The organism is Ruegeria sp. CH6 (assembly GCF_056537005.1).
The window spans coordinates 53,408-75,290 of record NZ_JBQFQS010000002.1 but is presented as its reverse complement, the minus strand read 5'-3'; the positions used below and the strand labels follow the sequence as shown (position 1 = coordinate 75,290).

Below are 21,883 nucleotides of genomic sequence, written 5' to 3'. Positions count from 1 at the left end.
AGATTGATTCAGGCCGCATCGCTTTCATTTTGTCTTCGGCAAGCACTCTATGTTCGAACTTGAATGCGTTAGAGGAAATCGTGCGCTTTAGATATGGTAAGCCAGAATTCTTGGCGCCTGCAGTAATTTAAGCGCTCGCCCTAATGGAAATCCCGACTTGGGAAGAGACGCTTGGCCTGTTCACGGGGGTGACGTGCCCGTGGTGGCGCACGATTGGCACGCGGTGCATCATCGGCATGAGGTTGAGTTATACCAATCGCATCGTCCATCGGATGCCCCAGTTCTGACAGCTTGTGCGACATGTCCCTGATATCCTGCGCGATCAGGTGTACAACAATGCCTTCACGCTGCAGATATCCGGTCACCTGCAAAAGCCGTCCCCCCATAACGATGCGGCGAAACTGCTCATACACCTTGGGCCAGACCACCACATTGCTGACGCCGGTTTCATCCTCAAGTGTCAGAAAGATCACGCCCGAGGCCGTACCGGGTCGCTGGCGGGTGATGACCAGTCCGCACACGCTATAACGCCCGAGCGGTATCTTGTGCAGAGAGTTGTGGGCGATAAGCCCCGGCATGGATGGACGCAGAAGTTCCATTGGATGCGCACGCAGGGTCAGGCGAGTCGAGACGTAATCTTCGACGACCTCTTCCCCCAAATGCATCATCGGTAAATTCACATCAGCTTCTGAGATACTTTCTCCGTCAATCGGGTCGTTAAACAGCGGCAGTGGTTGCTGGCTCCGGATGGATTTGACATGCCAGAGCGCCTCGCGCCGGGTCAGCCCCATATCAGCGAACGTATCGGCTTCGGCCAAGCGCGCCAGAGTCGCAGGGATCAGCCCTGCCCGCAGCCAGAGGCTTTGCGGGTCGTGGTATCCGTTGCCCCGGGCTGCCACGATCCAGCCTGCCTCCTCTTCTTTGAACCCTTTGATCTGGCGAAACCCCAACCGCAACGCCAACCCACCATCCGCACGACGCTCCAAAATGTTGTCCCACTGACTGCTGTTGACGCAGATCGGGCGCACTTCGACCCCATGTTCGCGCGCATCCCGCACAATCTGGGCCGGCGCATAAAACCCCATCGGTTGGGAGTTCAGCAGAGCACAGGCAAATACCGCAGGATGGTGACATTTCAGCCAGGCCGAAACATAAGCAAGCATTGCAAAGGCAGCGGCATGGCTTTCCGGAAAACCATAATCGGCAAAGCCTTCAATCTGTGAAAAACAGCGCTCGGCAAAATCCATATCGTAACCGTTGGCAAGCATTCCTGCGATGAACTTATCCCGAAACGTACCTATGGTTCCCATTCTGCGAAAAGAGGCGAGAGACCGGCGCAGACGGTCTGCTTCCTCTGGCGTAAATCCTGCGGCGACCACTGCGATCTGCATCGCCTGTTCCTGAAACAACGGAACACCAAGAGTTTTGGCCATAACTTCCCGCAGTTCTTCCGAGGGATAGCTGACCTCTTCCAATCCCTGGCGACGCTTGATGTAGGGCTGCACCATCCCGCCCTGAATCGGGCCGGGCCGAACGATAGCGACTTCAATCACCAGATCGTAAAAGATACGTGGGCGCATTCGGGGCAGAAAATTCATCTGCGCCCGGCTTTCCACCTGAAACACACCGATGGCATCAGCCCGACAAAGCATGTCATAGGTGGCTTCATCCCCTTGTGGAACCGAAGCGATGGTAAGTGATTGCCCCTCGTGCTGCTGCAGCAGACCAAATGCCTTCCTCACGCAACTGAGCATTCCCAGGCCGAGCACATCGACCTTGAGGATGCCAAGCGCGTCGATGTCATCCTTGTCCCATTCGATGACCGTACGGTCCTCCATCGCCGCGTTCTCGATGGGGCACATCTCGTCCAACCGTCCCTTGGTGATAACAAAACCGCCGACATGCTGTGACAGGTGACGGGGGAACCCGATGACTTCACCGATCAGGCGAATGGTTTGCATCAGGCGCCGGTCACCGGGATCAAGGCCCAGTTCGCGTATCCGTTCGGGATCGACCCCTCCATTGGTCATGCCCCAGATCTGACCAGACAAACCAGCCGTCACGTCCTGAGACAACCCCATCACTTTACCCACTTCGCGAATGGCCGCCCGGGAACGGAAATGGATGACCGTGGCACACAAACCCGCCCGGTGGCGGCCATATTTTTCATATATCCACTGGATCACCTCTTCGCGCCGTTCATGTTCAAAATCCACGTCGATATCCGGCGGCTCTCCCCGGTATTTTGACACAAAGCGTTCAAACACCATGGTGATCTGATCGGGGCTGACATCAGTGATACCCAGGAGGTAACAGAGGATCGAGTTGGCGGCGGAACCTCTCCCCTGACACAGGATGCCCTCTGATCGGGCGAACTGTACAATGTCATGCACGGTCAGGAAGTAAGCCGGAAAGCCCAGATCGCGGACCAGTTCCAACTCCTTTTTCATGAGGTTCAGGGCCTTATCCGGCGCGCCACCGGGATAGCGCCGTTTCAACCCATCATGAGCCAGCCGTTCCAGCCGCTCCTGCGGTTGCTCGCCCAGACCGATTTCGTCGGGATATTCATAGGACAATTCACCCAGATCAAAACTGCACTTGTCGGCGATCTCCAGCGTGCGACGCAGGGTACCGGGATGGTCGCGAAAAAGGCGTGCCATATCAGCTGCCCCTTTCAGCCGCCGTTCGGCGTTAGGCAGGGCGCGTGTGCCTATATCGTCAATGGTGATGCCTTCGCGCATACAGGTCAGAACATCTGCCAGTTGCTTGCGGCTGGCATGGTGCATAAGCACGTCACCCACCGCGACCATGGGGGCCGAGGTCCGCTGAGCCAGCCGCGCACAGGCAGCAATATAGGCCTGATCACTGCCGTCATAACGTGGTGCCGCCCCCAGAAAGACGTGGTTGGGAAACCGTCGTCGTACTTTTTGGATGTCCCGGGTGGCATCCATTAACTCACCTTGCGGCAAAGCAATCAGGATCATGCCCTTGCAGGCCTCAAGCATATCCCTGAGATCCAGATGGCACTCCCCCTTTTGGGCGCGCCGTTTGCCCAATGTCAGCAGACGGGTCAGTCGTTGATACGCTGCCCGGTCACGTGGCAGCGCCACCCAATCGACCGAACTGTCCTGCAAAACCAGACGGCAACCGACAATCAGTCGCGGCACATGAACCGTCCCGGGATTGGCAATAGGCTGCGGATTGCCGACCTCCTGCCTTGAACAGGAATCGACCCGGTGTTGGGACCGGATTTTGATCGCCTCTTCTGCCTCACGCTTCAGTTCTTTCAGAGCAGTCCAGGCCCGCACTACGCCAGCCAGAGAATTCCGGTCGGTGATAGCGAGTGCAGCCAAACCCAGCGTCGCAGCGCGCGTAACCAGTTCTTCGGGGTGCGAAGCACCGGTCAAAAAGGTGAAGTTGGTCGTCACGCAAAGTTCGGCATATCCCAAACGATCCGTATGAGGACTGAGCATGTCCTGATGAGATACCTCAACCGTGCGATGTGTGCGGTTCGCCTCGGTCATGCGAACTCTCCCTGCACAAACCAGCCCGGATTTTGCGGGGTATAAAACAGCCAGAGCCGCCATCCCTGCCGTGTCTGAACCCGCCAGTAATCACGAACTCCCGAACGCCAGTTCTCATCCTCCAGCCACCATTCAGGGGCGATGCGTTCCGGTCCCGTGGCACGCTCGATTGAAAGCGCCATACGCCGCCAGCGAAACCTCTGCGGCGGACGTGATCCCGCCCCGGAAATCGGCTCGGGCGGGAAAAGACGCAAAGGCCGTGGGCGCAAAGCCACCCATGCGCCGCCCGGCTCGGAATAAGCTGCCGGGGCCAGAATGGAGCTGCGTTCGGGGATATGACTGTCCGCAGGCAGGTACCGGTGAACATTCTCCAGCCCGATGCGGTTTCCGATCCGGGTAATCAGATCATACACCTGATCCACACGCCCCGCTGAGACGTGGCTGATCTGCTGTACCGGCTGCGCCTCGACCTGCGTGGCCTCAATCCGCATCCGGTCGATACCAAAACCGGCATCGACCTCTCCAATCCCGCGTTCAAAAAGTGGGAGTATCCGGTTCGGATCACGCAACGGTCGGGCCAGACGCAACTCGACTGTCTGGCTGTCGTGATCCACACGATCAAGCGTCAGGCAAAGCCGACGCGCGCCGACCTCCTGTGCCTTAAGCTTCGCACAGAGCTGTTCCAGCAGCCGCTCGACCCCCGCCCTGACATCCGCCACCAACCCAATCGGTTCCGGCAAGGTCAGACGCACGCCATACCGTGGTGGATCGGCCAATGGCGAAATCTCTTCAGGCTGCGCCCCAAGCGCCTGATCCAGACGCATCAGCAGTTCCGGCCCCAAACGCCGGGCCAGCGGCGCACGTGAGGTTGCTGCAAGATCCGAAATCCTGCGCAGTCCCAGCCGTTGCAAAGCAACCGACGTATCCTCTTGCAGCCGCAATGCCGCTACAGGCAACGCCCCTATCGCATTCAGGGTATCACCCCGGGCGGCCACGCCCTCTTGGTAATGTGCCAATGCCCAAGCCGCGCCACGCGTATCGGCCAGTCCGATCCGCACCGACAGCCCGACCCGTGCCAGTCGCCTGCGCATATCCGCCAGCATCATGGGTTCCCCGCCAAACAGATGCGCGGAACCGGTCACATCCAGAACCAGCCCATCCCGCCCCTCCAGCCCCACCCAGGGGCAATAGCGCGTCGCCCAGCGCCGCAGGATATGCAGGAACTGCACATCGCCCTGCAGATCGGCAGGCTGGCTTTGCAAGTCAGGACAAAACGCACGGGCATCCGCATAAGGCATGCCGCTGTGCAGGCCCTGACGCTCGGCTTCGCCATTCAGACAATATATGCGGTTGGCATTGTTCTGCTTGAGGGTAAGGGCGAACGGCCCCTGAACCGGATTCGCCCTGAGAACCCGGTCGCTGGACAACCGGAAAAACCATAGCGAAGCAACACGTTTTTGCACCCCTCTGAGCATACCTGACACCAAATGTTCTATATTTGTTCTAAATAATCTTTCACCTTTACCATGTCGAGTCATATGGGTGAAATACCCAGCTAAATGACCAAGGGTTCCGGCTGAACCACTGACCGTCAGAATTGAGGTGCGACATGGACTGCTCCCGCCATACCAGTGGCAGACACGACGAAATTATCGAGTTTTTCGGAGCTGTTTTCGCAGCCTCCGAAGGTGATGAGGAAGGTCAACTGATCGCAGGGCTGGTGAAAGACATTCTGGCAAAGACCAACCCTGGTGACATGTCTGTCTTCACTGCCACAAATGGTGGCACTCTTACTGGGTGCATAATTTTTACCCGCCTCGAGTATGAGCAGGATGACCGCACCGTATTCATGTTGTCCCCTGTGGCCGTTGCAACAGACCAGCAAGGGAAAGGCGTTGGACAAAAGCTCCTGACGTTCGGGCTGAGCGATCTGCGCGGGCGCGGCGTTGATGTGGTGATCACCTATGGCGATCCGAACTACTATTCCAAAGTTGGTTTTGAACAGATTACCGAGCAGCAGGCCCAGCCCCCCATGAAGCTTCAATATCCCCACGGGTGGCTGGCACAGTCTCTTTCGGATCAGGACCTTGCGCCTTTGAAAGGGCCATCACAGTGCGCCGAAGCGTTCAAAAACCCGGCTTATTGGTAGAACCCTCTCGACTATCATCCGATCACTAAATCGCAAGGCCGAAGCGCCCAGACCTATGTTGATCTATGCGCTCTAGCGCCCCTGAGGGATCACCTCGTACCCCGGTTCTTCCGGCTCATCATCCAGCATTTCGGTCGGGAAACCCGGTGCACGAATATCCAGTCCGGTGGCATCTTCCAGTCGCCTGATGATATTGGGCGACAGCTCGCGGTCACCATACCGGGCAATTCCGTCCTCGAAAATCTTGATCATCACCGGGTTCATCTCCAACGGCACCCCGGCACGATCTGCGACCTCCTGAAACAGCCCGATATCCTTTTTCACAAGATCCATTGTAAACGAGATATCGCGAGATCCATTCAGGATGACCTGACTTTCGGTTTCATGCACAAATGAGGTACCCGATGAGATCTTGATCGCTTCATAGGTCGTATTCAGATCCATCCCTGCAGCCTTGGCAGTGACCAGGGCTTCGGCACAGGTGATCAGGTTGGCGGTAGCCAGATAGTTGGTCAGCACTTTCAGAACCGAAGCAGATCCCAGCTCACCGGTATGCAGAATGCGGCGCCCCATGGTCGTCAGAAAGGGCAAAATCCGTTCAAATGTTGCGCGATCACATCCGGCAAAAATCGAAATATTGCCAGTAGCAGCGCGATGGCATCCCCCGGAAACAGGGCAATCTACTGCGGCGCCACCGCGTTCGATCACCATGGCACCCAACCGTTTCACCTCGGCCTCATCAGTGGTGGACATCTCCATCCAGATCTTGCCCGGACCAACCTCTGGCAGCATTTCCTGCATCACGGCATCCGATGCCGCAGGGGATGGCAAGCAGGTGATAACCGCATCACAATCCCGCATCAGTTGCGCCGGACCTTCAGCAGCCTTGGCACCCTGCGCAACAAATTCAGCAACCAGATCCGTGTTCAGATCATGAACTGTCAAATCAACTCCGTTGCGCAGCAACGAACCCGAGAGCTTACCTCCCACATTCCCAAGACCGATAAATCCAACCTTCATTGCGAATCCTCCCTATGGGCTATGCCCGAACCGTTTTCACGCGGAGTATTCACCTTGATAACCCGCAAATGAAACGAATAATAATCGAGCTTATGGGCAAAAATTTTTGGTGATAAATGGATCGTCTACCAAACCCTTCCTGGCTGCGTAGTTTCGAAGCTGCCGCTCGCCATCTGAATTTCACTGCTACCGCGCAAGAGCTGGGTCTGACACAAACCGCAGTATCCCTGCATATCCGTTCATTGGAAGCCGAGTTGGGCCAACCTCTTTTCACTCGACAGGCAAGACGACTGGAATTGACCGAGCTTGGCCAGTCCTATGCTTTGACCGTTCGGCGCGCTCTGTCTAACATAACCCTTTCGACCAACAGTTTGTTTGGCCCAGCTTCTCAGCAGACGCTGACCGTTCGTGCGGCAATTTCAACCATGACTTATTGGCTGGCTGCCGAACTACCTGAATTCACCAGCCAACATCCCGACATCCCTGTGCGATTGGTGACTCACATCTGGAATGACACCATGGGTTCCAGCGATGTGGATATCGATATTCGGCTGGGCTATGGCGACTGGCCGGGGCTCAGGTCAGAGAAACTTTCGGATGAATTCCTTGTTCCGGTTTGCAGATCCGGCACTGCAGCGCCTAGCAAGACAGAGTTCCGTGAAAGTCCTCTGATCCATATCCTTGGATATGAAGACAACTGGGCGCGATACTTTGAAGCGCATGGCATTCACCAGCCTGAACTTCAGTCTCAATATTCGGCGGATACAACGGTCACCGCGTTGCAACTTGTGATGGCGGGGGCAGGCTACGCCACAATCCTTGAACGCTTTGCCCGGAATGCGATTGCGCAGGGTGCGCCCTTGCAGATCGCCGGACCACCGATTCCCTTTGCTCAGTCCCATTACCTGATCCGCTCAGATGGCGCGCCCCGCCCGACGGCCTCTGCCCGCCTCTTTGAGACCTGGTTGCAAGAACGGATCAAAGCGGATGCCGCTGACTGACCACTGCAAGTCGCTTTTCCATCCCGGTGATCTGAGAGCGCCTCCATTCGCTTGACAACGCCCCTTTGCTTGCCGCATGTCCCTTTCGTTGGTGTCTGTGCAAGCAGATGAAAAGGGAATGCATCAGCGGTATGGAATGCCGTCAAATGCAGCCGCCCCCGCGACCGTGACCGGAGAAGGTGCCCAAAGCCACTGGCCTGCAGGCCGGGAAGGCAGGACACCTGCCAGAGGATACCTCTGACATCCGCAAGCCGGGAGACCTGCCAACGCCCGAAGACCAGACCGGACGGGGTGTTCCGGTGTCGGGCCAAGGCCCGCGCATACCCCGTCCCCCGAAAACCGTGAAGGGGGGATGAGAGACGTGACCGAGACGATACCAGTTGAACTGCTGGTCTGCACCACCTGCCGGCGTGGCCTTCCTGTCGAGGAAGATGACCAGCGCCCCGGCACATTATTGCATAAAGCGCTGACCGAGGCCGAGCTGCCAGATGGCATTGATCTTAAGGCCGTTGAATGCCTTTCGAACTGCGATCAGGGGTGTTCGATCGTACTGCGTGGCGGACCATCCCGCTGGACCTTTGTGTATGAGAACCTCAACGAAACCGACCACGTCGAGACCATCGTCGAAGGCGTCACCAAATATCTCGCCACCGAAGACGGCCTTGTGAAATGGCGTGAGCGCCCTGAACATTTCCGCAAAAACTGTGCGGCCCGCATTCCCCCGATTGGAGCCCTGAAATGAGCAACCTCGAAAAACTTCCCGTTACTGTAATCACTGGCTTTCTGGGCTCGGGCAAAACCACACTGGTCAAGCACCTGATGCAGAACCCGCAGGGCAAACGTCTGGCCGTTGTTGTCAATGAATTCGGTGACGTTGGCGTCGATGGCGACATCCTGAAATCCTGCGCAATTCCCGATTGCCCGGCGGAAAACATCATGGAACTGGCAAATGGCTGCATCTGCTGCACCGTGGCCGATGATTTCATCCCAACTATCGAAGCGCTGATGGCGCTGGAACCGCGCCCCGATCACATCCTGATTGAAACCTCCGGACTCGCGCTGCCCAAGCCGCTGCTGAAGGCATTCGACTGGCCGGATATCCGTTCCAAGATCACCGTTGACGGCGTGATCGCTCTGGCCGATGCCGAGGCCGTCGCCGCCGGGCGCTTCGCTCCGAATGTCGAAGCCGTGGACGCCCAGCGCCTGGCCGATGACTCGATCGACCACGAAACGCCTCTGTCCGAGGTGTTCGAAGACCAGATCTCCTGCGCCGATATCATCCTGCTGACCAAGCCCGATCTGGCCGGTCCCGAGGGTGTTGCCAAGGCCAAAGAGATCATCGCAGCCGAGGCCCCTCGCCCGCTGCCTGTGGTAGAAGTCGCCGAAGGCGCCGTAGACGTGCGCGTTGTTCTGGGCCTCGAAGCCGCTGCCGAGGATGACATGGACGCCCGCCCAAGCCATCACGACGGACACCACGATCACGAGCATGACGATTTCGAAAGCATCATCGTCGAGTTGCCGGAACAGACCGACCCAACCGATCTGGTTGCCAAAATCGAACGCCTGGCGACTGAGCTGAACATCCTGCGCGTCAAAGGCTATGCCGCCGTTCAGGGCAAACCGATGCGTCTGCTGGTTCAGGCTGTTGGTGCCCGCGTCCGTCACCAATACGACCGCCCATGGGAACCCGGCGAGGAACGCCGCTCGCGTTTGGTGGTGATCGCCGAGCATGACGACATCAAAGAGGCTGCGATCCGTGATATCCTCGTAGGTGTAGCTGAGGCTGCCGAGTAAGCCATGCATGTCGTCTTCCGCGAAAGCCACGGGTTAGAAGAAACTGAAACCCCAACCGATCTGGGCCAGAGCCCAGCGGATCTGGTGGTGCTGTCCTTTTCGGACAGCGACCTTGGCGCTTTTGCGGCGGGCTGGCATCGCGGTGGCGGGGCCGAAGGGCGTATGCCGTCGATGCGGCTGGCCAATCTGACGGCGTTGAAGCACCCTCTGTCCGTCGACACCTATGTCGAACAGACACTTGAGGGGGCCAAGGGTATTCTGATCCGCCTGATCGGTGGTGTGCCCTACTGGTCCTACGGTCTGCAGCAGGTTTTGGCTTTGGCACAGACCAAAGGTATCGCGCTGGCGGTTCTGCCTGCCGACGGGCGCGAGGATACGCGGCTGGATGACTATTCCACCCTGCCCGTCTCAACCCTGAGACGGCTCGCGCATCTCTGTGACACCGGTGGAGAAGTGGCCGCGCAAGCTGCCTTGGCTCAGATGGCTCTGGCCGCGGGGCTTTATGCCGGGCCGGTGATGGGTGCAAAAACCCTGCCAGAATCCGGAGCTTGGTGCCCCGATCGTGGCGTTATCCCGGTAGACAAGGCCTTCTCGGGCGACGCGAAACGCATCCTAGTGAGCTTCTATCGGGCCTATCTGACCTCGGCGGACACCGCGCCGGTCGCAGCTTTGATCCGCAGCCTACGAGACCGTGGTCTGGACGCGATTGGGCTGTTCGCGCCATCTTTGAAAGCGCCCGCAGCCGCCGATTGGCTGCGCGAACAGGTTGTTGCCCTGAACCCATCCGCAATCATCAATGCTACCTCGTTCTCGGGCAAAGGCACGTCGGGGACATCCCCCTTGGACGCTGCTAATGTGCCAGTGTTTCAGGTTGCTCTGGCGACCTCGCGCCGCAAAGCATGGGCTGAGGCGGAACGCGGCCTTTCGCCCGCCGACCTCGCCATGCATGTGGTTTTGCCCGAAGTGGATGGGCGCATCTCGGCAGGTATCGCTTCTTTCAAAGAGCCCGGCAAACGCGACCCGCACCTTGAGTATTCTCGCTTTGCCCACCGGGCTGAACCTGAACGGATCGAAGCAATCATCGACCGTGTGACCGGTTGGCTAAATCTGAACGACCGTCCCAAAGCAGATCAGGTGCCTGCTCTGGTGCTGTCCACATATCCCGGTAAGGACTGGCAGATGGCCCATGCGGTGGGCCTTGATGCACTGGCCTCGGCCGAGGCGATGTTGTCCGATTTGCAGGGTGAAGGCTATGACACTGCACCCGCAGAGCCGATTGCCGAAACTCTGCTGGACGCCCGCATATCGTGGCCGCTGCAGGATTACCGAACCGCGCTTGCCCAATTGCCAGAGCGATTACGTTCAGATCTGAAAACCGTCTGGGGCAACCCTGAAGATGACCCGGTATTCACCGATGGCGCGTTTCACTTCACTGCCGTGCGCCGGGGCAAAGCGCTGGTCGCGCTTCAGCCTGAACGCGGCACGCCTGAATTGCGCGATGACGACTACCATGACCTGTCGCGCACCCCGCGCCACAGCTACGTCGCGTTCTATCTGTGGCTACGCAAAAGCCTTGGTGCCGATGCGCTGATCCATATCGGCGCACACGGCACGCTGGAATGGCTGCCAGGCAAGTCGGTCGCCCTTTCCGACGAGTGCTGGCCAGAAGTTCTGATCCGCGATCTTCCGGTGATCTATCCCTTCATCGTCAATGACCCCGGCGAGGCCGCGCAGGCCAAGCGCCGCATCGGGGCGGTCACGCTGGGCCATATCCCGCCCCCAATGAAGGAAAGCGGCACGCCGGATCGGATGGTTCGGCTTGAATCGCTGCTGGATGAGTTCTCGAACGCAGACGGGCTTGACCCTAAACGCCGAGACCGCTTGCAGGAAGATATCCGCGACGAGGCTCAGGCCATCGGGCTCGAACGCGACCTTGGTCTGGATCAGGCCACCTGCACCGCCGAGGCAATCACCCGCATCGACCGATTTGTCTGCGACATCAAGGAAAGCCAGTTTGGCGACGGTTTGCACATCTTTGGCCGGGTGCCTGAGGTGACGGGCAATTTCGACCCTGCGCCTTCGGCCCATGCCGAACGCAGCGCCCTGATCGACGCACTGGCCGGGAAACGAATCGAGGCCGGACCGTCGGGCTCACCCTATCGCGGACGCTCGGATGTGCTGCCCACTGGGCGGAACCTATACACAACTGACCCGCGTTCGGTTCCGACCCGTGCCGCATACACCCAAGGCGTGAAACTGGCCGAGGAACTGGTGCGCCGGCATCTGCAGGAAGAAGGCGATTATCCCAAGGGGTTGATCGTCGACCTGTGGGGTTCTGCCACCATGCGGACTGCTGGCGAGGAATTCGCCATGGCCCTGCACCTGCTGGGCGTGAAACCGGTTTGGGACAAGGGATCCGAGCGGGTTTCCGGCATCGAGGTGCTGCCGATTACCGACCTCAGCCGCCCGCGTTTGGATGTCACTCTGCGTGTTTCGGGCCTGTTCCGGGACGTGTTTCCAACCCTCTCGGCACTTTACGGTCAGGCGGTTCGCGCTTTGTGCGAACGTGACGAAGCGCCCGACTGGAACCCCTATGCGGGGCAGGTTCCAGCGGCGCGCGTCTATGGCCCGGCTCCTGGCAGCTATGGCCTGAACATGACTCATCTATCCGAAACCTACACCGACGAGGCGCGCGAACAGGCCGGGCAGGCCTGGCTGGATGCCAGTTCCTTCGCGCTGGAAGGCGAGCATATCGCACAGGACAAGGACGGAATTACCCAGCGGGTCGCCAACGCTGACAGTTTCGTCCACCTGCAGGACCTGACTGAAACCGATCTTCTGTTGGCCAATGACTATGCCACCCATGAGGCCGGGTTTGCGGCTGCCAAGAAGATCACCGGCGGCACCGCGCAGCTGTATCATCTGGACAATACCAACCCCGAAAATCCACGTGCGCGTACTCTGCCCGAGGAAATCAGCCGTGTGGTCCATGCCCGTGCGGCCAACCCGGGCTGGATCGGAGGCATGCAAAGGCACGGCTTCCGGGGTGCTGCCGAGATTGCGGCCACTCTGGATCACATGGCCTCGTTCGCGCATCTGTCGGGCACGGTCGCGCCGCATCTGTTCGACCTGTACCACGACGCCACTCTTGGCGACGCAGAGGTTGATGCCTTTCTGAAAGAGGCCAACCCTCAGGCGCATCAAGCCATGCAGGATCGGTTCCGTGCGTTGTTGGAGGCCGGGCTTTGGAATACACGGCGGAACTCAATCCGCGCTGATCTGGAGGGGCTGGGATGAGCGCCCGCTCCTCAAAACCTGTAGTCCAGGGTTGGTGCCCCGGCGCACACCGACCGATGATGTCAGGTGACGGGCTGGTGGTGCGGGTGCGTCCCCGGCTGGCGCGGCTTAGTGCAGCCCAGACGCTGGGGCTTTGTGAATTGTCAGAGCGGTTCGGCAACGGCACCATCGACCTGACTAACCGCGCCAACCTGCAACTTCGGGGCGTCGCTGAGGCGGATCATCGATCACTGTTGGCCGAGCTGGCAGCGCTGGACCTGCTGGATGCTGAGCCGGGAATTGAAGTGCGGCGCAACATTCTGGTCTCGCCGCTCTATCAAGCCGAAGATCTGACCACTCGATTGGCACACGAATTGATCGAAAGGCTGGGAGAACTCTCCGCCCTGCCCGCAAAGTTCGGCTTTGCCATCGATACAGGGTCCAAGCGACAGCTGGCCGGAGATTCGGCTGATATTCGACTGGAGCTTGGAGAGGCCGGATTGATCCTGCGCGCTGACGGTTGCGAAACGGGCCGTTCCGTGACCGAGGCTGAGGCAATAGACCGATTGATCGAACTCGCCTTGTGGTTCTCGGCGCATTTCACTCCCGAAACCCGCCGCATGGCACGCCTGATCTCATCCCGGCAGCTGCCGACTGAGTGGCTTGGTGATCATCCTTGCGCAATTGGTGAGCCGTTAGAGCCAGGCACATATCTACTTGGCCCCGTCTATGGCGCGCCGTTCGGTCAATTGCCGGCGAAACAGCTGTCTGATCTGATCGGCAAATCTGGTGCGCTTGCCATGCGCGTTACACCTTGGCGGATGTTCCTGCTGGAAGGTGGAGCAACGATATCTGCACCCGACTTCGTTACAGACGGCACTGACCCGCTGATGACTACCGACGCCTGCCCCGGCGCACCACTCTGCCCGCAGGCGGAAGTTGAGACCAGGGGTATCGCACGCGAGCTGGCGCAGCGTGTCAGCGGCAACCTGCATGTCTCGGGCTGCACGAAAGGATGTGCCCGTATGGGACCTGCGGATATCACACTGGTTGGTAGCGCAGGACGATTTGATCTTGTCAAACAGGGCCGCGCGGGGGATGAGCCCATCCAGCGCGGGCTAACCCCCGAAACACTTATGACCATGGACCTGACCTGATGCCCTATGAATACGAAACCGATGGCGCGGCGATCTACAAAGAGAGCTTTGCAACCATCCGGTCTGAAGCCGATCTGGCCCGGTTTGACGCCGACGAGGAGCAGGTTGCCGTTCGCATGATCCACGCGGCCGGCATGGTCGGGTTGGAAGAGTTCGTGCATTTTTCGCCTGACTTCGTCTCGACTGCCCGCACCGCGCTGGAAAACGGCGCGCCGATCCTGTGCGACGCCCGTATGGTCAGCGAAGGCGTGACACGGTTCCGACTGCCCGCTGACAACGAAGTTGTCTGCACTCTGCATGATGAACGTGTTCGTCCGCTGGCTGCTGAGATGAGCAACACCCGCTCGGCTGCGGCGCTGGAGCTTTGGCGTCCAAAACTGGAAGGTGCGCTGGTCGCGATCGGTAACGCGCCAACCGCGTTGTTCCATCTTCTGAACATGCTTGAAGACCCTGACTGCCCTCGCCCGGCGGCCATCATCGGTTGCCCGGTGGGATTTGTCGGCGCAGTAGAATCCAAAGACGCCCTGTGGGAAGCACAACCTGTTCCCTCGTGCATCGTCAAAGGCCGGTTGGGAGGCAGCGCCATCACTGTTGCAGCAGTCAACGCCATCGCGAGCCGCGCCGAATGAACGTGGGCAAGATATACGGCGTGGGTCTCGGCCCCGGCGATCCGGATCTGATGAGTGTCCGAGCCGATCGACTGTTGCGAAATGCCAAACATGTGGCGTTCTTCCGCAAACCGGGCCGCAGCGGTCAGGCACGCAATATCGTAAACGGGATGATCCCTGGCGATGCGATTGAATTTCCTATGGAATATCCGGTCACGACCGAGATCCCTTTGTCTGATCCTCGCTATAATGAACTGCTTGCCGAGTTTTACGAAGCGTGCACTGCGCACCTGAAAGCTCTGTCTGATCAGGGTGATGATGTCGTTGTTCTGTGCGAAGGCGACCCATTCTTCTACGGCTCGTTCATGCATCTTTATTCCCGTCTGCGCGAACAAGCTCCGGTCGAGGTTGTTCCTGCAATCACCGGCATGTCTGGTGCATGGACTGCAACCGGAGATCCAATCACCTGGGGAGATGATGTGCTGACCGTTCTGGTTGGCACGCTGCCCGAGGAAGAGCTGACCAGTCGTATGGCGCAGACAGACGCGCTGGTGGTGATGAAGATCGGCCGCAACATCGACAAGGTCAAACGCTCATTGCAGGCCTCTGGTTTGTACGACCGTGCCTGGATCGTTGAGTATGCCCAGATGCCAAATCAAAGGGTTTGCAAGCTTTCTGAGAATTGCGAAGGGCTCACGCCCTATTTCTCGATCATCATCGTACATGGGCAGGGACGACGGCCATGAGCGGGTGGGTCAAGATTGCAGGCCTTGGTCCGGGTGACGAGGCACTTGTGACGCCAGAGGTTTCTGCGGCTCTCGCCGACGCTACGGATGTGGTTGGTTATATTCCTTACGTTGCACGTGTGGCAGAACGCGAAGGACTAACCCTGCACGCAAGCGACAACCGGGTCGAGATTGACCGGTCTCAGCACGCTTTGCAAATGGCTGAGGAAGGTAAGCGCGTCGTTGTGGTCTCATCGGGGGATCCGGGTGTTTTTGCGATGGCAGCGGCGGTATTCGAAGCGCTGGAGAATGGTCCGAACGAATGGCGCAACATCCAAGTTGATGTCCTTCCCGGCATCACCGCGATGCTCGCGGCCTCAGCCCGGGCCGGCGCTCCGATGGGCCATGATTTCTGCGCGATCAATCTGAGTGACAACCTCAAGCCGTGGTCACTGATCGAAAAGCGTCTGCGCCTTGCAGCGCAGGCCGATTTCTCGATGGCATTCTACAACCCGCGCTCGAAGTCCCGCCCAGAGGGCTTTGTAAAAACACTGGAAATCCTGCGTGAAGAATGCGAGCCGGAGCGGCTGATCCTGTTTGCGCGCGCCGTCTCTCGCGCCGATGAGGCAATCCGAATATCGACATTGGCCGACGCAACACCTGACATGGCTGACATGCAGACCGTTGTGATTGTCGGTTCCTCCCGCACCCGTGTCATCGAAAGAGATGGCACCCCGATCGTCTACACCCCGAGGTTCACCCCGGAATGAGACAACCAGTCCAGAACCTGAGCGACACTCGACAATTCCGTCCTCTGCGGCAAGGCGGGACGGTCGATCATAAGCACCGGCACGCCCAGCGCTCGCGCGGCTTCCAGCTTGGCGCGCGCACCGGTGCCGCCTGCGTTCTTGGACACAACCAGCTCAGTTCCGTGACGCTTCATCAGCGCAAGGTCATCGTCCAGCGAAAACGGTCCACGCGACACCACAACCTCGCAATTCGGCAGCGGCAATTCATTCGGTTCATCAACCAACCGCAGCAGGTAATGATGCTGAGGTTGGGCGGCAAAGCCCTCAAGGTGCATGCGACCAACAGCCAAAAACACGCGCTTGGCAGCTCCGTTCAGTGCAGCGACTGCAGCATCAACACTGGCAACGCGCTGCCATTGGTCCCCCTCCTGCTCAACCCAGGCTGCACGCGTCAGGGCGGCCAGGCTCACACCAGCGTCACTGCAGGCCCTATAGGCGTTGTGGCTCATCTGGGCTGCAAAGGGATGCGTCGCGTCAACGACATGGCTGATCCCATGATCACGTATATAGCGCACCAACCCCTCGGCACCGCCAAATCCACCAACGCGAACCGGCAGGGGTTGCGGACGCGGATTGTCTACCCTGCCCGCATAAGAATAGGTTGCTGTGATACCTTTTTCAGCCACCGCCTTGGACAACGCATTGGCCTCGGTGGTGCCACCAAGGATCAGGAGGTGGGACATGACTGATACTCCGTGGCTGACCGTTCTGGGGTTGGGTGAAGATGGACTGGATGGCCTGTCGCCCGCAAGCCGTCAAGTGCTAGAACGCGCCGAAGTCATCATGGGCCCACCCCGGCATCTATCATTGATCCCTGAATCAAATGCTGAGCGCATCGAATGGCCGGTTCCGTTTTCTGACGGCCTGCCATTACTGAGCAAACAGAAAGGGCGCAGAACGGTCGTTCTGGCATCGGGTGATCCGTTCTGGTTTGGTGCGGGCTCAGTCATTGCGCGCCATTTCGAGCCGGGTGAATGGACGGCACTTCCTGGTCAATCGACCTTTTCACTGGCCGCCGCGCGGCTTGGCTGGCCTCTGGAAGGCACGCTAACATTTGGATTGCATGCCGCCCCTCTGACTCGTTTGCGACCCCATCTGGCCCCCGGTCTGCGTGCGATTATTTTGCTTCGCAACGGGGCTGCTGTTGCCGAGCTTGCAACATATCTGAACGAAACCGGATTTGCCGATACTTCGCTTCACGTAATGGAAGCGCTTGGCGGGCCACGCGAACGCTCTCAGAGTATTTCGTTGACCGAAGCACTGCTCGGATCGTTTGAACATCCCGTCTGCGTTGGCCTTGAAGTTGCAGGCACCGGCCGTGCCTTCCCCAAGGCTTCAGGAAAGCCGGATGAAATCTTTGAAACCGACGGTCAGATCACCAAACGTCCAATACGCGCCCTGACCCTTTCGGCTTTGGCTCCACAGCGAGGCGAGCATCTTTGGGATATCGGGGGCGGTACCGGATCAATCAGCATCGAATGGCTGATGTGCGACCCTACCCTGACCGCAACTTCGATTGAACCGCGCGAAGACCGCGCCGAACGCATTCGCAGAAATGCCGATACGTTGGGTCAGGATCGTCTCAACGTCGTGCATGGTACTGCACCGGACGGACTGTCAGGGCTGCCGCTGCCCAATGTCGTTTTCATCGGCGGCGGTCTCAGCGAAGAGCTGCTGGTTTGGTTGCAGTCCAACCTCTCTATAGGCACACGGCTGGTCGCCAATGCGGTTACACTGGAAAGCGAAGCTTTGCTGGCCAAGTGGCACGACAAGCTTGGCGGTGAATTGCTGCGCATCGAACTGGCGCAGGCGTCAGCGCTTGGCCTCCGGCGTGGTTGGAAATCAGCCTACCCGGTTGTGCAGTGGAGCATGACGTTATGATCGTCGCAGGACTTGGGTTTTCCTCAAACGCCACCGCAGAGAGCCTGCAGACGGCATTCAATCTCGCTACTGCCGATCATGCTGTGGAAGCTCTCGCAACAGTCGCGGACAAAGAGGGGCACGAAGCACTGACTGCCTTTGCAGAATCGTCCGCCCTGCCCCTGCATTTCATAGCTGCTGCCGAACTGGCGGGTCAGCGTACTCTCACCTGCTCGAACCGCAGTCGTGCCACCTATGGCACTGGCAGCGTGGCCGAAGCATCCGCTCTCGCCGCAGCCGGACCCGGTGCGCGGCTACTCTCACCCAGACAGATTTCGGACGATCGCCTTGCGACATGCGCGATCGCTATCGGAGGACAGATATGACCGTTTATTTCATCGGCGCCGGACCAGGTGCCGCCGACCTGCTGACCCTGCGCGGACGCGATATCATCGCATCCTGCCCAGTATGCCTTTATGCGGGCTCATTGGTGCCAGAGGAAATTCTGGGCCATTGCCCAGAAGGTGCAAAGATCGTGAACACCGCGCCAATGGATCTGGATCAGATCGTAGCCGAAATCAAAGCAGCTCACGAAGACGGACAGGACGTGGCGAGGTTGCATTCAGGCGACCTATCGGTCTGGTCGGCCATGGGTGAACAGATCCGTCGGCTCAAGGCCGAAGGCATTCCGGTTAGCGTAACGCCAGGCGTGCCATCTTTTGCCGCCGCTGCCGCAGCACTTGGAACCGAGCTGACCCTTCCCGGGCTTGCTCAATCTGTCGTCCTGACCCGCACTCCTGGGCGTGCTTCGTCGATGCCCGAGGGCGAAACGCTAGAGAACTTTGCCCGCACTGGCGCAACATTGGCCATTCACCTGTCGATCGGCAATCTGGACAAGGTGATTTCAGATTTGGTGCCTGCCTATGGCGCTGACTGTCCGGTGGCTGTTGTCTATCGCGCCAGTTGGCCGGATGAGCAGATTATCCGCGCCACCCTAGCGACCCTGAAAGATGCGCTGGACGAGAGCATCTCTCGCACAGCATTGATCATGGTAGGTCCAGCACTGGCCGGTGAAGGTTTTGACGAAAGCTGCTTGTATTCCAAAACCTATGACCGACGCTATCGTCCTCAGAGCGCGGAAAGCCCGTGGTCGAGCTGGAGCCATGGTGATGACTAATCCTCCCGGAATTCTGATTTCGGCACCATCCTCGGGCACCGGAAAAACCACAGTGATGCTGGGTCTTTTGCGCGCTCTGGCCGAAGATGGACTGACGGTTCAACCGTTCAAAAGCGGCCCGGATTACATCGATCCCGCTTTTCACAGGGCGGCGGCTGGCCGGGACTCGTTCAACCTGGATAGCTGGGCGATGGGTGAGCCTTTGCTTAACGCGATCTCGGCGCAGTCAGAGGGCGCAGATATTGTCGTGGCCGAAGGTTCCATGGGACTGTTTGATGGGGTCGCCAAGCCCGGAGAACTGGGCCACGGATCCAGCGCCGAAACAGCCCTGCGGATGGGATGGCCCGTGGTTTTGGTGCTGGACGTAGGCGGACAGGCGCAATCGGCTGCCGCTACGGCGCTAGGATTTCGGATGTACAATCCGGATCTGCCCTTCGCCGGGGTGATCCTAAACCGTTGCGCGAGCCCGCGGCATGAACGCCTGACACGTCTGGGTATGGAGCGTGCGGGTCTGCCGGTGTTGGGTGTGTTGCCGCGTCGGGGTGATCTGACTTTGCCAGAGCGGCACCTTGGATTGATACAAGCGGTCGAGCACCCTGATCTGGAAAGCGCGATTGCCGGATACGCGGCCTTTCTGCGTGAACATGTGGATCTTGATGCGATCAAGGAGGCTGCCTCCTCAGGCCCCAATGGGCCATCGTCGACCGCGCTGCCGCGCCCCCCAGCCCAAAGGATTGCGCTGGCCAGGGACGAAGCATTTTCCTTTACCTATCCGCACCTTCTCAAAGGTTGGCGCGCAGCGGGTGCTGAAATCCTGCCATTCTCGCCGTTGGCCAATGAAGCGCCTGCCGACGATGCAGATCTTGTCTGGCTTCCAGGAGGTTATCCTGAGTTGCATGCCGGCACTCTGGCAGTCGCTGACACTTTCCAGACTGGTCTACGCAAGCACGCGGAAACCCGTCCAGTGCATGGTGAATGCGGTGGATACATGGCTTTGGGCGACGTGCTGATCGACAAGGAAGGTACGCCACACAAAATGGCGGGATTGCTCGGTCTTGTGACCTCTTATGAGAAGCGCAAGTTCAACCTCGGCTATCGCAAAGCCGAGTTGTTGGCAAAGATGCCCGGTTTCTCGGTTGGTACAGCGCTTCGCGGGCACGAGTTCCATTATTCGTCTATTGTCGAACAGCCCGATGCTCCTCTTGCGCGAGTCTTTGACGCAGAAGGTGCGGAAGGACCACAGACAGGATCAGTTCGGGGCAACGTCACCGGCACATTCTTTCATCTGATCGCAGAGGCCTCAGCATGAGCGGTTTCGTTTCGTTCATTGGCTCAGGCCCCGGAGATCCGGAACTACTGACGCTCAAGGCCGTTGACCGGATGCAAAAGGCCGATGCGGTTTTGTTCGACGATCTCAGTAGCGGACCTATTCTTACCCACGCCCGCGAGGACGCAGATTTGGTGGGTGTAGGAAAGCGTGCTGGTCGCCCCTCACCCAAGCAGGATCATGTGAGCCGTCTGCTGGTCGACTATGCACAAACCGGTGCCCATGTCGTTCGCCTGAAATCAGGTGACGGAGGTATGTTCGGTCGGCTTGAAGAAGAACTGGTCGCGCTGAAGGCAGCGGGGATCGAGTATGAAATCATCCCCGGAATTCCATCTGCCGTCGCCGCCGCGGCAGCCGCAGGCATTCCGCTGACCCGCCGCCTGACAGCTCGCCGTGTACAATTTGTCACCGGCCACGATGTCAGCGGCAAACTGCCCGAAGATTTGAACCTGCCGGCGTTGGCGGATTCGGGGGCGACCACAGTTGTTTTCATGGGCAAACGCACTTTCCCGCTACTTGTTGAGGCGCTGCAAGCACATGGTCTGCCTTTGGACACGCCCGCGCTGATGGCAGAATCTGTCTCGACACCCGATCAGTCGCTGCACCGCTCGACCATCGGAGCGTTGTCGGAACGGCTGCAGTCTGAAATCGGAACAGCCCCGGCACTGATACTCTATGGACCGCTGGCGGAGTTCGATAATGTATGAACTGAGCCTGATAGGGATCGGTACAGGCAATCCGGATCACGTGACATTTCAGGGTGCCGAGGCTATTCGTGCAGCTGATCTGATCCTGATCCCGCGCAAGGGTGAGAACAAGGCAGATCTTGCCGGCGTACGTGAGAAGATCATTTCTCAAGTCACTGAAGCGGCTCCGCAAATCGCCTATTTCGACATCCCCACGCGTAGGGCCGATGATGGCTATCTACGTGGGGTGGATGAATGGCATGATGCAATAGCACTGCGCTGGCAGGAAGCGATCGCATCCCATCCTGATGCACAATACGTGGCCCTACTAATCTGGGGCGATCCCTCACTTTATGACAGCTCGCTGCGAATCGCTGCGCGTCTCTCACCGCAACCGATCAAACGGGTGATTCCCGGTATCACCGCCCTGCAGGCCCTGACCGCAGCACATGGGATTCCGATCAACGATATCGGCGCACCTTATGTCGTTACAACCGGTCGCCGTATCCGGGACGAGGGTTGGCCTGAGGCTGCTTCAACCGTCGCAGTGATGCTGGACGGCGAATGTTCGTTCCAGAGCCTTGATATGGCAAATTATGACATCTGGTGGGGCGCTTACGTCGGTATGGAAGAAGAAATCCTGATCAACGGAACCTTGTTTGAAGTTTGTGATGAGGTTCTCTCAACTCGTGCACAGGCAAGGGCTGATCATGGCTGGATCATGGACATCTACGTTCTGAAAAAGCGCGTGATTTGACCGAAAACGTCGC

19 protein-coding genes and 1 riboswitch are annotated in these 21,883 nt (G+C 58.7%); of the genes, 15 read left to right on the top strand and 4 right to left on the bottom strand.

Annotation, left to right across the window (positions count from 1 at the left end):
* Positions 1 to 140: 140 nt before the first annotated feature.
* Entirely contained in the window at positions 141 to 3,524 is a 3,384-nt protein-coding gene (locus ACR0CW_RS04620; protein WP_480786977.1) for an error-prone DNA polymerase, read from the bottom strand.
* Positions 3,521 to 4,999 carry a Y-family DNA polymerase gene (locus tag ACR0CW_RS04615; protein WP_480786976.1) on the bottom strand — a complete coding sequence of 493 codons (1,479 nt, stop codon included), beginning with the start codon at positions 4,997 to 4,999 and terminating at the stop codon, positions 3,521 to 3,523. The genes ACR0CW_RS04620 and ACR0CW_RS04615 overlap by 4 nt, the downstream gene beginning before the upstream one ends.
* A gap of 134 nt (positions 5,000 to 5,133) precedes the next feature.
* Here ACR0CW_RS04615 and ACR0CW_RS04610 point away from each other — a divergent pair, with 134 nt between their 5' ends.
* Positions 5,134 to 5,673, top strand: coding sequence for a GNAT family N-acetyltransferase (locus ACR0CW_RS04610; protein WP_480786975.1), 540 nt, complete (start codon positions 5,134 to 5,136; stop codon positions 5,671 to 5,673).
* Positions 5,674 to 5,745: 72 nt separating this feature from the next.
* On the opposite strand, the gene ACR0CW_RS04605 is transcribed toward ACR0CW_RS04610, so the two are convergent.
* Positions 5,746 to 6,693 carry an NAD(P)-dependent oxidoreductase gene (locus tag ACR0CW_RS04605; RefSeq protein ID WP_480786974.1) on the bottom strand — a complete coding sequence of 316 codons (948 nt, stop codon included), beginning with the start codon at positions 6,691 to 6,693 and terminating at the stop codon, positions 5,746 to 5,748.
* 116 nt (positions 6,694 to 6,809) lie between these two features.
* On the opposite strand from ACR0CW_RS04605, the gene ACR0CW_RS04600 reads away from it, so the two are divergent.
* From ACR0CW_RS04600 to cobJ, 8 genes are all read left to right on the top strand, one after another.
* Positions 6,810 to 7,694, top strand: coding sequence for a LysR substrate-binding domain-containing protein (locus ACR0CW_RS04600; RefSeq protein ID WP_480786973.1), 885 nt, complete (start codon positions 6,810 to 6,812; stop codon positions 7,692 to 7,694).
* Positions 7,695 to 7,766: 72 nt separating this feature from the next.
* Positions 7,767 to 7,976: riboswitch (cobalamin riboswitch) on the top strand.
* A gap of 70 nt (positions 7,977 to 8,046) precedes the next feature.
* Positions 8,047 to 8,436 (top strand): DUF1636 family protein, encoded by a 390-nt coding sequence (locus tag ACR0CW_RS04595; protein WP_480786972.1) that lies wholly within the window; start codon positions 8,047 to 8,049, stop codon positions 8,434 to 8,436.
* Positions 8,433 to 9,488, top strand: a complete 1,056-nt coding sequence (gene cobW / locus ACR0CW_RS04590) for a cobalamin biosynthesis protein CobW (RefSeq protein WP_480786971.1) — start codon at positions 8,433 to 8,435, stop codon at positions 9,486 to 9,488. The genes ACR0CW_RS04595 and cobW overlap by 4 nt, the downstream gene beginning before the upstream one ends.
* Before the next feature lie 3 nt (positions 9,489 to 9,491).
* Complete coding sequence (gene cobN, locus ACR0CW_RS04585) at positions 9,492 to 12,785, top strand: cobaltochelatase subunit CobN (protein WP_480786970.1); 3,294 nt, start codon at positions 9,492 to 9,494, stop codon at positions 12,783 to 12,785.
* The gene (gene cobG, locus ACR0CW_RS04580) at positions 12,782 to 13,921 is read left to right on the top strand and encodes a precorrin-3B synthase (RefSeq protein WP_480786969.1); all 1,140 of its coding nucleotides are present in this window, start codon (positions 12,782 to 12,784) and stop codon (positions 13,919 to 13,921) included. Before cobN ends, cobG begins: the two co-directional genes overlap by 4 nt.
* Positions 13,921 to 14,550, top strand: a complete 630-nt coding sequence (locus tag ACR0CW_RS04575) for a precorrin-8X methylmutase (protein WP_170335258.1) — start codon at positions 13,921 to 13,923, stop codon at positions 14,548 to 14,550. Before cobG ends, ACR0CW_RS04575 begins: the two co-directional genes overlap by 1 nt.
* Positions 14,547 to 15,275: a precorrin-2 C(20)-methyltransferase gene (locus tag ACR0CW_RS04570; RefSeq protein WP_480786968.1), complete on the top strand. Its 729-nt coding sequence runs from the start codon at positions 14,547 to 14,549 to the stop codon at positions 15,273 to 15,275. The genes ACR0CW_RS04575 and ACR0CW_RS04570 overlap by 4 nt, the downstream gene beginning before the upstream one ends.
* Positions 15,272 to 16,024 (top strand): precorrin-3B C(17)-methyltransferase, encoded by a 753-nt coding sequence (gene cobJ, locus ACR0CW_RS04565; RefSeq protein WP_480786967.1) that lies wholly within the window; start codon positions 15,272 to 15,274, stop codon positions 16,022 to 16,024. The genes ACR0CW_RS04570 and cobJ overlap by 4 nt, the downstream gene beginning before the upstream one ends.
* Here the strand turns inward: cobJ and ACR0CW_RS04560 are convergent.
* Positions 15,997 to 16,746, bottom strand: a complete 750-nt coding sequence (locus tag ACR0CW_RS04560; RefSeq protein WP_480786966.1) for a cobalt-precorrin-6A reductase — start codon at positions 16,744 to 16,746, stop codon at positions 15,997 to 15,999. The two genes, cobJ and ACR0CW_RS04560, sit on opposite strands and share 28 nt — an antisense overlap.
* Between ACR0CW_RS04560 and cbiE the strand changes: the two genes are divergently transcribed.
* From cbiE to cobF, 6 genes are read left to right on the top strand one after another with little or no spacing between them, the layout of a single operon-like run.
* Positions 16,745 to 17,944, top strand: coding sequence for a precorrin-6y C5,15-methyltransferase (decarboxylating) subunit CbiE (gene cbiE / locus ACR0CW_RS04555; RefSeq protein WP_480786965.1), 1,200 nt, complete (start codon positions 16,745 to 16,747; stop codon positions 17,942 to 17,944). The two genes, ACR0CW_RS04560 and cbiE, sit on opposite strands and share 2 nt — an antisense overlap.
* A complete protein-coding gene (locus ACR0CW_RS04550) occupies positions 17,941 to 18,309 on the top strand; it encodes a cobalamin biosynthesis protein (RefSeq protein ID WP_170335348.1) in 369 nt (122 codons plus the stop codon). The genes cbiE and ACR0CW_RS04550 overlap by 4 nt, the downstream gene beginning before the upstream one ends.
* Positions 18,306 to 19,100: a precorrin-4 C(11)-methyltransferase gene (gene cobM / locus ACR0CW_RS04545; RefSeq protein WP_480786964.1), complete on the top strand. Its 795-nt coding sequence runs from the start codon at positions 18,306 to 18,308 to the stop codon at positions 19,098 to 19,100. Before ACR0CW_RS04550 ends, cobM begins: the two co-directional genes overlap by 4 nt.
* A complete protein-coding gene (locus tag ACR0CW_RS04540) occupies positions 19,087 to 20,409 on the top strand; it encodes a cobyrinic acid a,c-diamide synthase CobB (protein WP_480787451.1) in 1,323 nt (440 codons plus the stop codon). Before cobM ends, ACR0CW_RS04540 begins: the two co-directional genes overlap by 14 nt.
* Positions 20,406 to 21,134 (top strand): uroporphyrinogen-III C-methyltransferase, encoded by a 729-nt coding sequence (gene cobA / locus ACR0CW_RS04535; protein WP_480739859.1) that lies wholly within the window; start codon positions 20,406 to 20,408, stop codon positions 21,132 to 21,134. The genes ACR0CW_RS04540 and cobA overlap by 4 nt, the downstream gene beginning before the upstream one ends.
* A complete protein-coding gene (gene cobF / locus ACR0CW_RS04530; protein WP_480786963.1) occupies positions 21,127 to 21,870 on the top strand; it encodes a precorrin-6A synthase (deacetylating) in 744 nt (247 codons plus the stop codon). Before cobA ends, cobF begins: the two co-directional genes overlap by 8 nt.
* The last annotated feature ends 13 nt before the right edge of the window (positions 21,871 to 21,883 follow it).

Coding starts and splice junctions, on each gene's coding strand:
- ACR0CW_RS04605 (WP_480786974.1), bottom strand. CDS start 6,693: ATGAAGGTTGGATTTATCGGTCTTGGGAATGTGGGAGGTAAGCTCTCG.
- ACR0CW_RS04540 (WP_480787451.1), top strand. CDS start 19,087: ATGGTGATGACTAATCCTCCCGGAATTCTGATTTCGGCACCATCCTCG.
- cobJ (WP_480786967.1), top strand. CDS start 15,272: ATGAGCGGGTGGGTCAAGATTGCAGGCCTTGGTCCGGGTGACGAGGCA.
- cobM (WP_480786964.1), top strand. CDS start 18,306: ATGACCGTTTATTTCATCGGCGCCGGACCAGGTGCCGCCGACCTGCTG.
- ACR0CW_RS04610 (WP_480786975.1), top strand. CDS start 5,134: ATGGACTGCTCCCGCCATACCAGTGGCAGACACGACGAAATTATCGAG.
- ACR0CW_RS04595 (WP_480786972.1), top strand. CDS start 8,047: ATGAGAGACGTGACCGAGACGATACCAGTTGAACTGCTGGTCTGCACC.
- ACR0CW_RS04560 (WP_480786966.1), bottom strand. CDS start 16,746: ATGTCCCACCTCCTGATCCTTGGTGGCACCACCGAGGCCAATGCGTTG.
- cobW (WP_480786971.1), top strand. CDS start 8,433: ATGAGCAACCTCGAAAAACTTCCCGTTACTGTAATCACTGGCTTTCTG.
- cobG (WP_480786969.1), top strand. CDS start 12,782: ATGAGCGCCCGCTCCTCAAAACCTGTAGTCCAGGGTTGGTGCCCCGGC.
- ACR0CW_RS04615 (WP_480786976.1), bottom strand. CDS start 4,999: ATGCTCAGAGGGGTGCAAAAACGTGTTGCTTCGCTATGGTTTTTCCGG.
- ACR0CW_RS04550 (WP_170335348.1), top strand. CDS start 17,941: ATGATCGTCGCAGGACTTGGGTTTTCCTCAAACGCCACCGCAGAGAGC.
- ACR0CW_RS04600 (WP_480786973.1), top strand. CDS start 6,810: ATGGATCGTCTACCAAACCCTTCCTGGCTGCGTAGTTTCGAAGCTGCC.
- ACR0CW_RS04570 (WP_480786968.1), top strand. CDS start 14,547: ATGAACGTGGGCAAGATATACGGCGTGGGTCTCGGCCCCGGCGATCCG.
- cobA (WP_480739859.1), top strand. CDS start 20,406: ATGAGCGGTTTCGTTTCGTTCATTGGCTCAGGCCCCGGAGATCCGGAA.
- ACR0CW_RS04575 (WP_170335258.1), top strand. CDS start 13,921: ATGCCCTATGAATACGAAACCGATGGCGCGGCGATCTACAAAGAGAGC.
- cobN (WP_480786970.1), top strand. CDS start 9,492: ATGCATGTCGTCTTCCGCGAAAGCCACGGGTTAGAAGAAACTGAAACC.
- ACR0CW_RS04620 (WP_480786977.1), bottom strand. CDS start 3,524: ATGACCGAGGCGAACCGCACACATCGCACGGTTGAGGTATCTCATCAG.
- cobF (WP_480786963.1), top strand. CDS start 21,127: ATGTATGAACTGAGCCTGATAGGGATCGGTACAGGCAATCCGGATCAC.
- cbiE (WP_480786965.1), top strand. CDS start 16,745: ATGACTGATACTCCGTGGCTGACCGTTCTGGGGTTGGGTGAAGATGGA.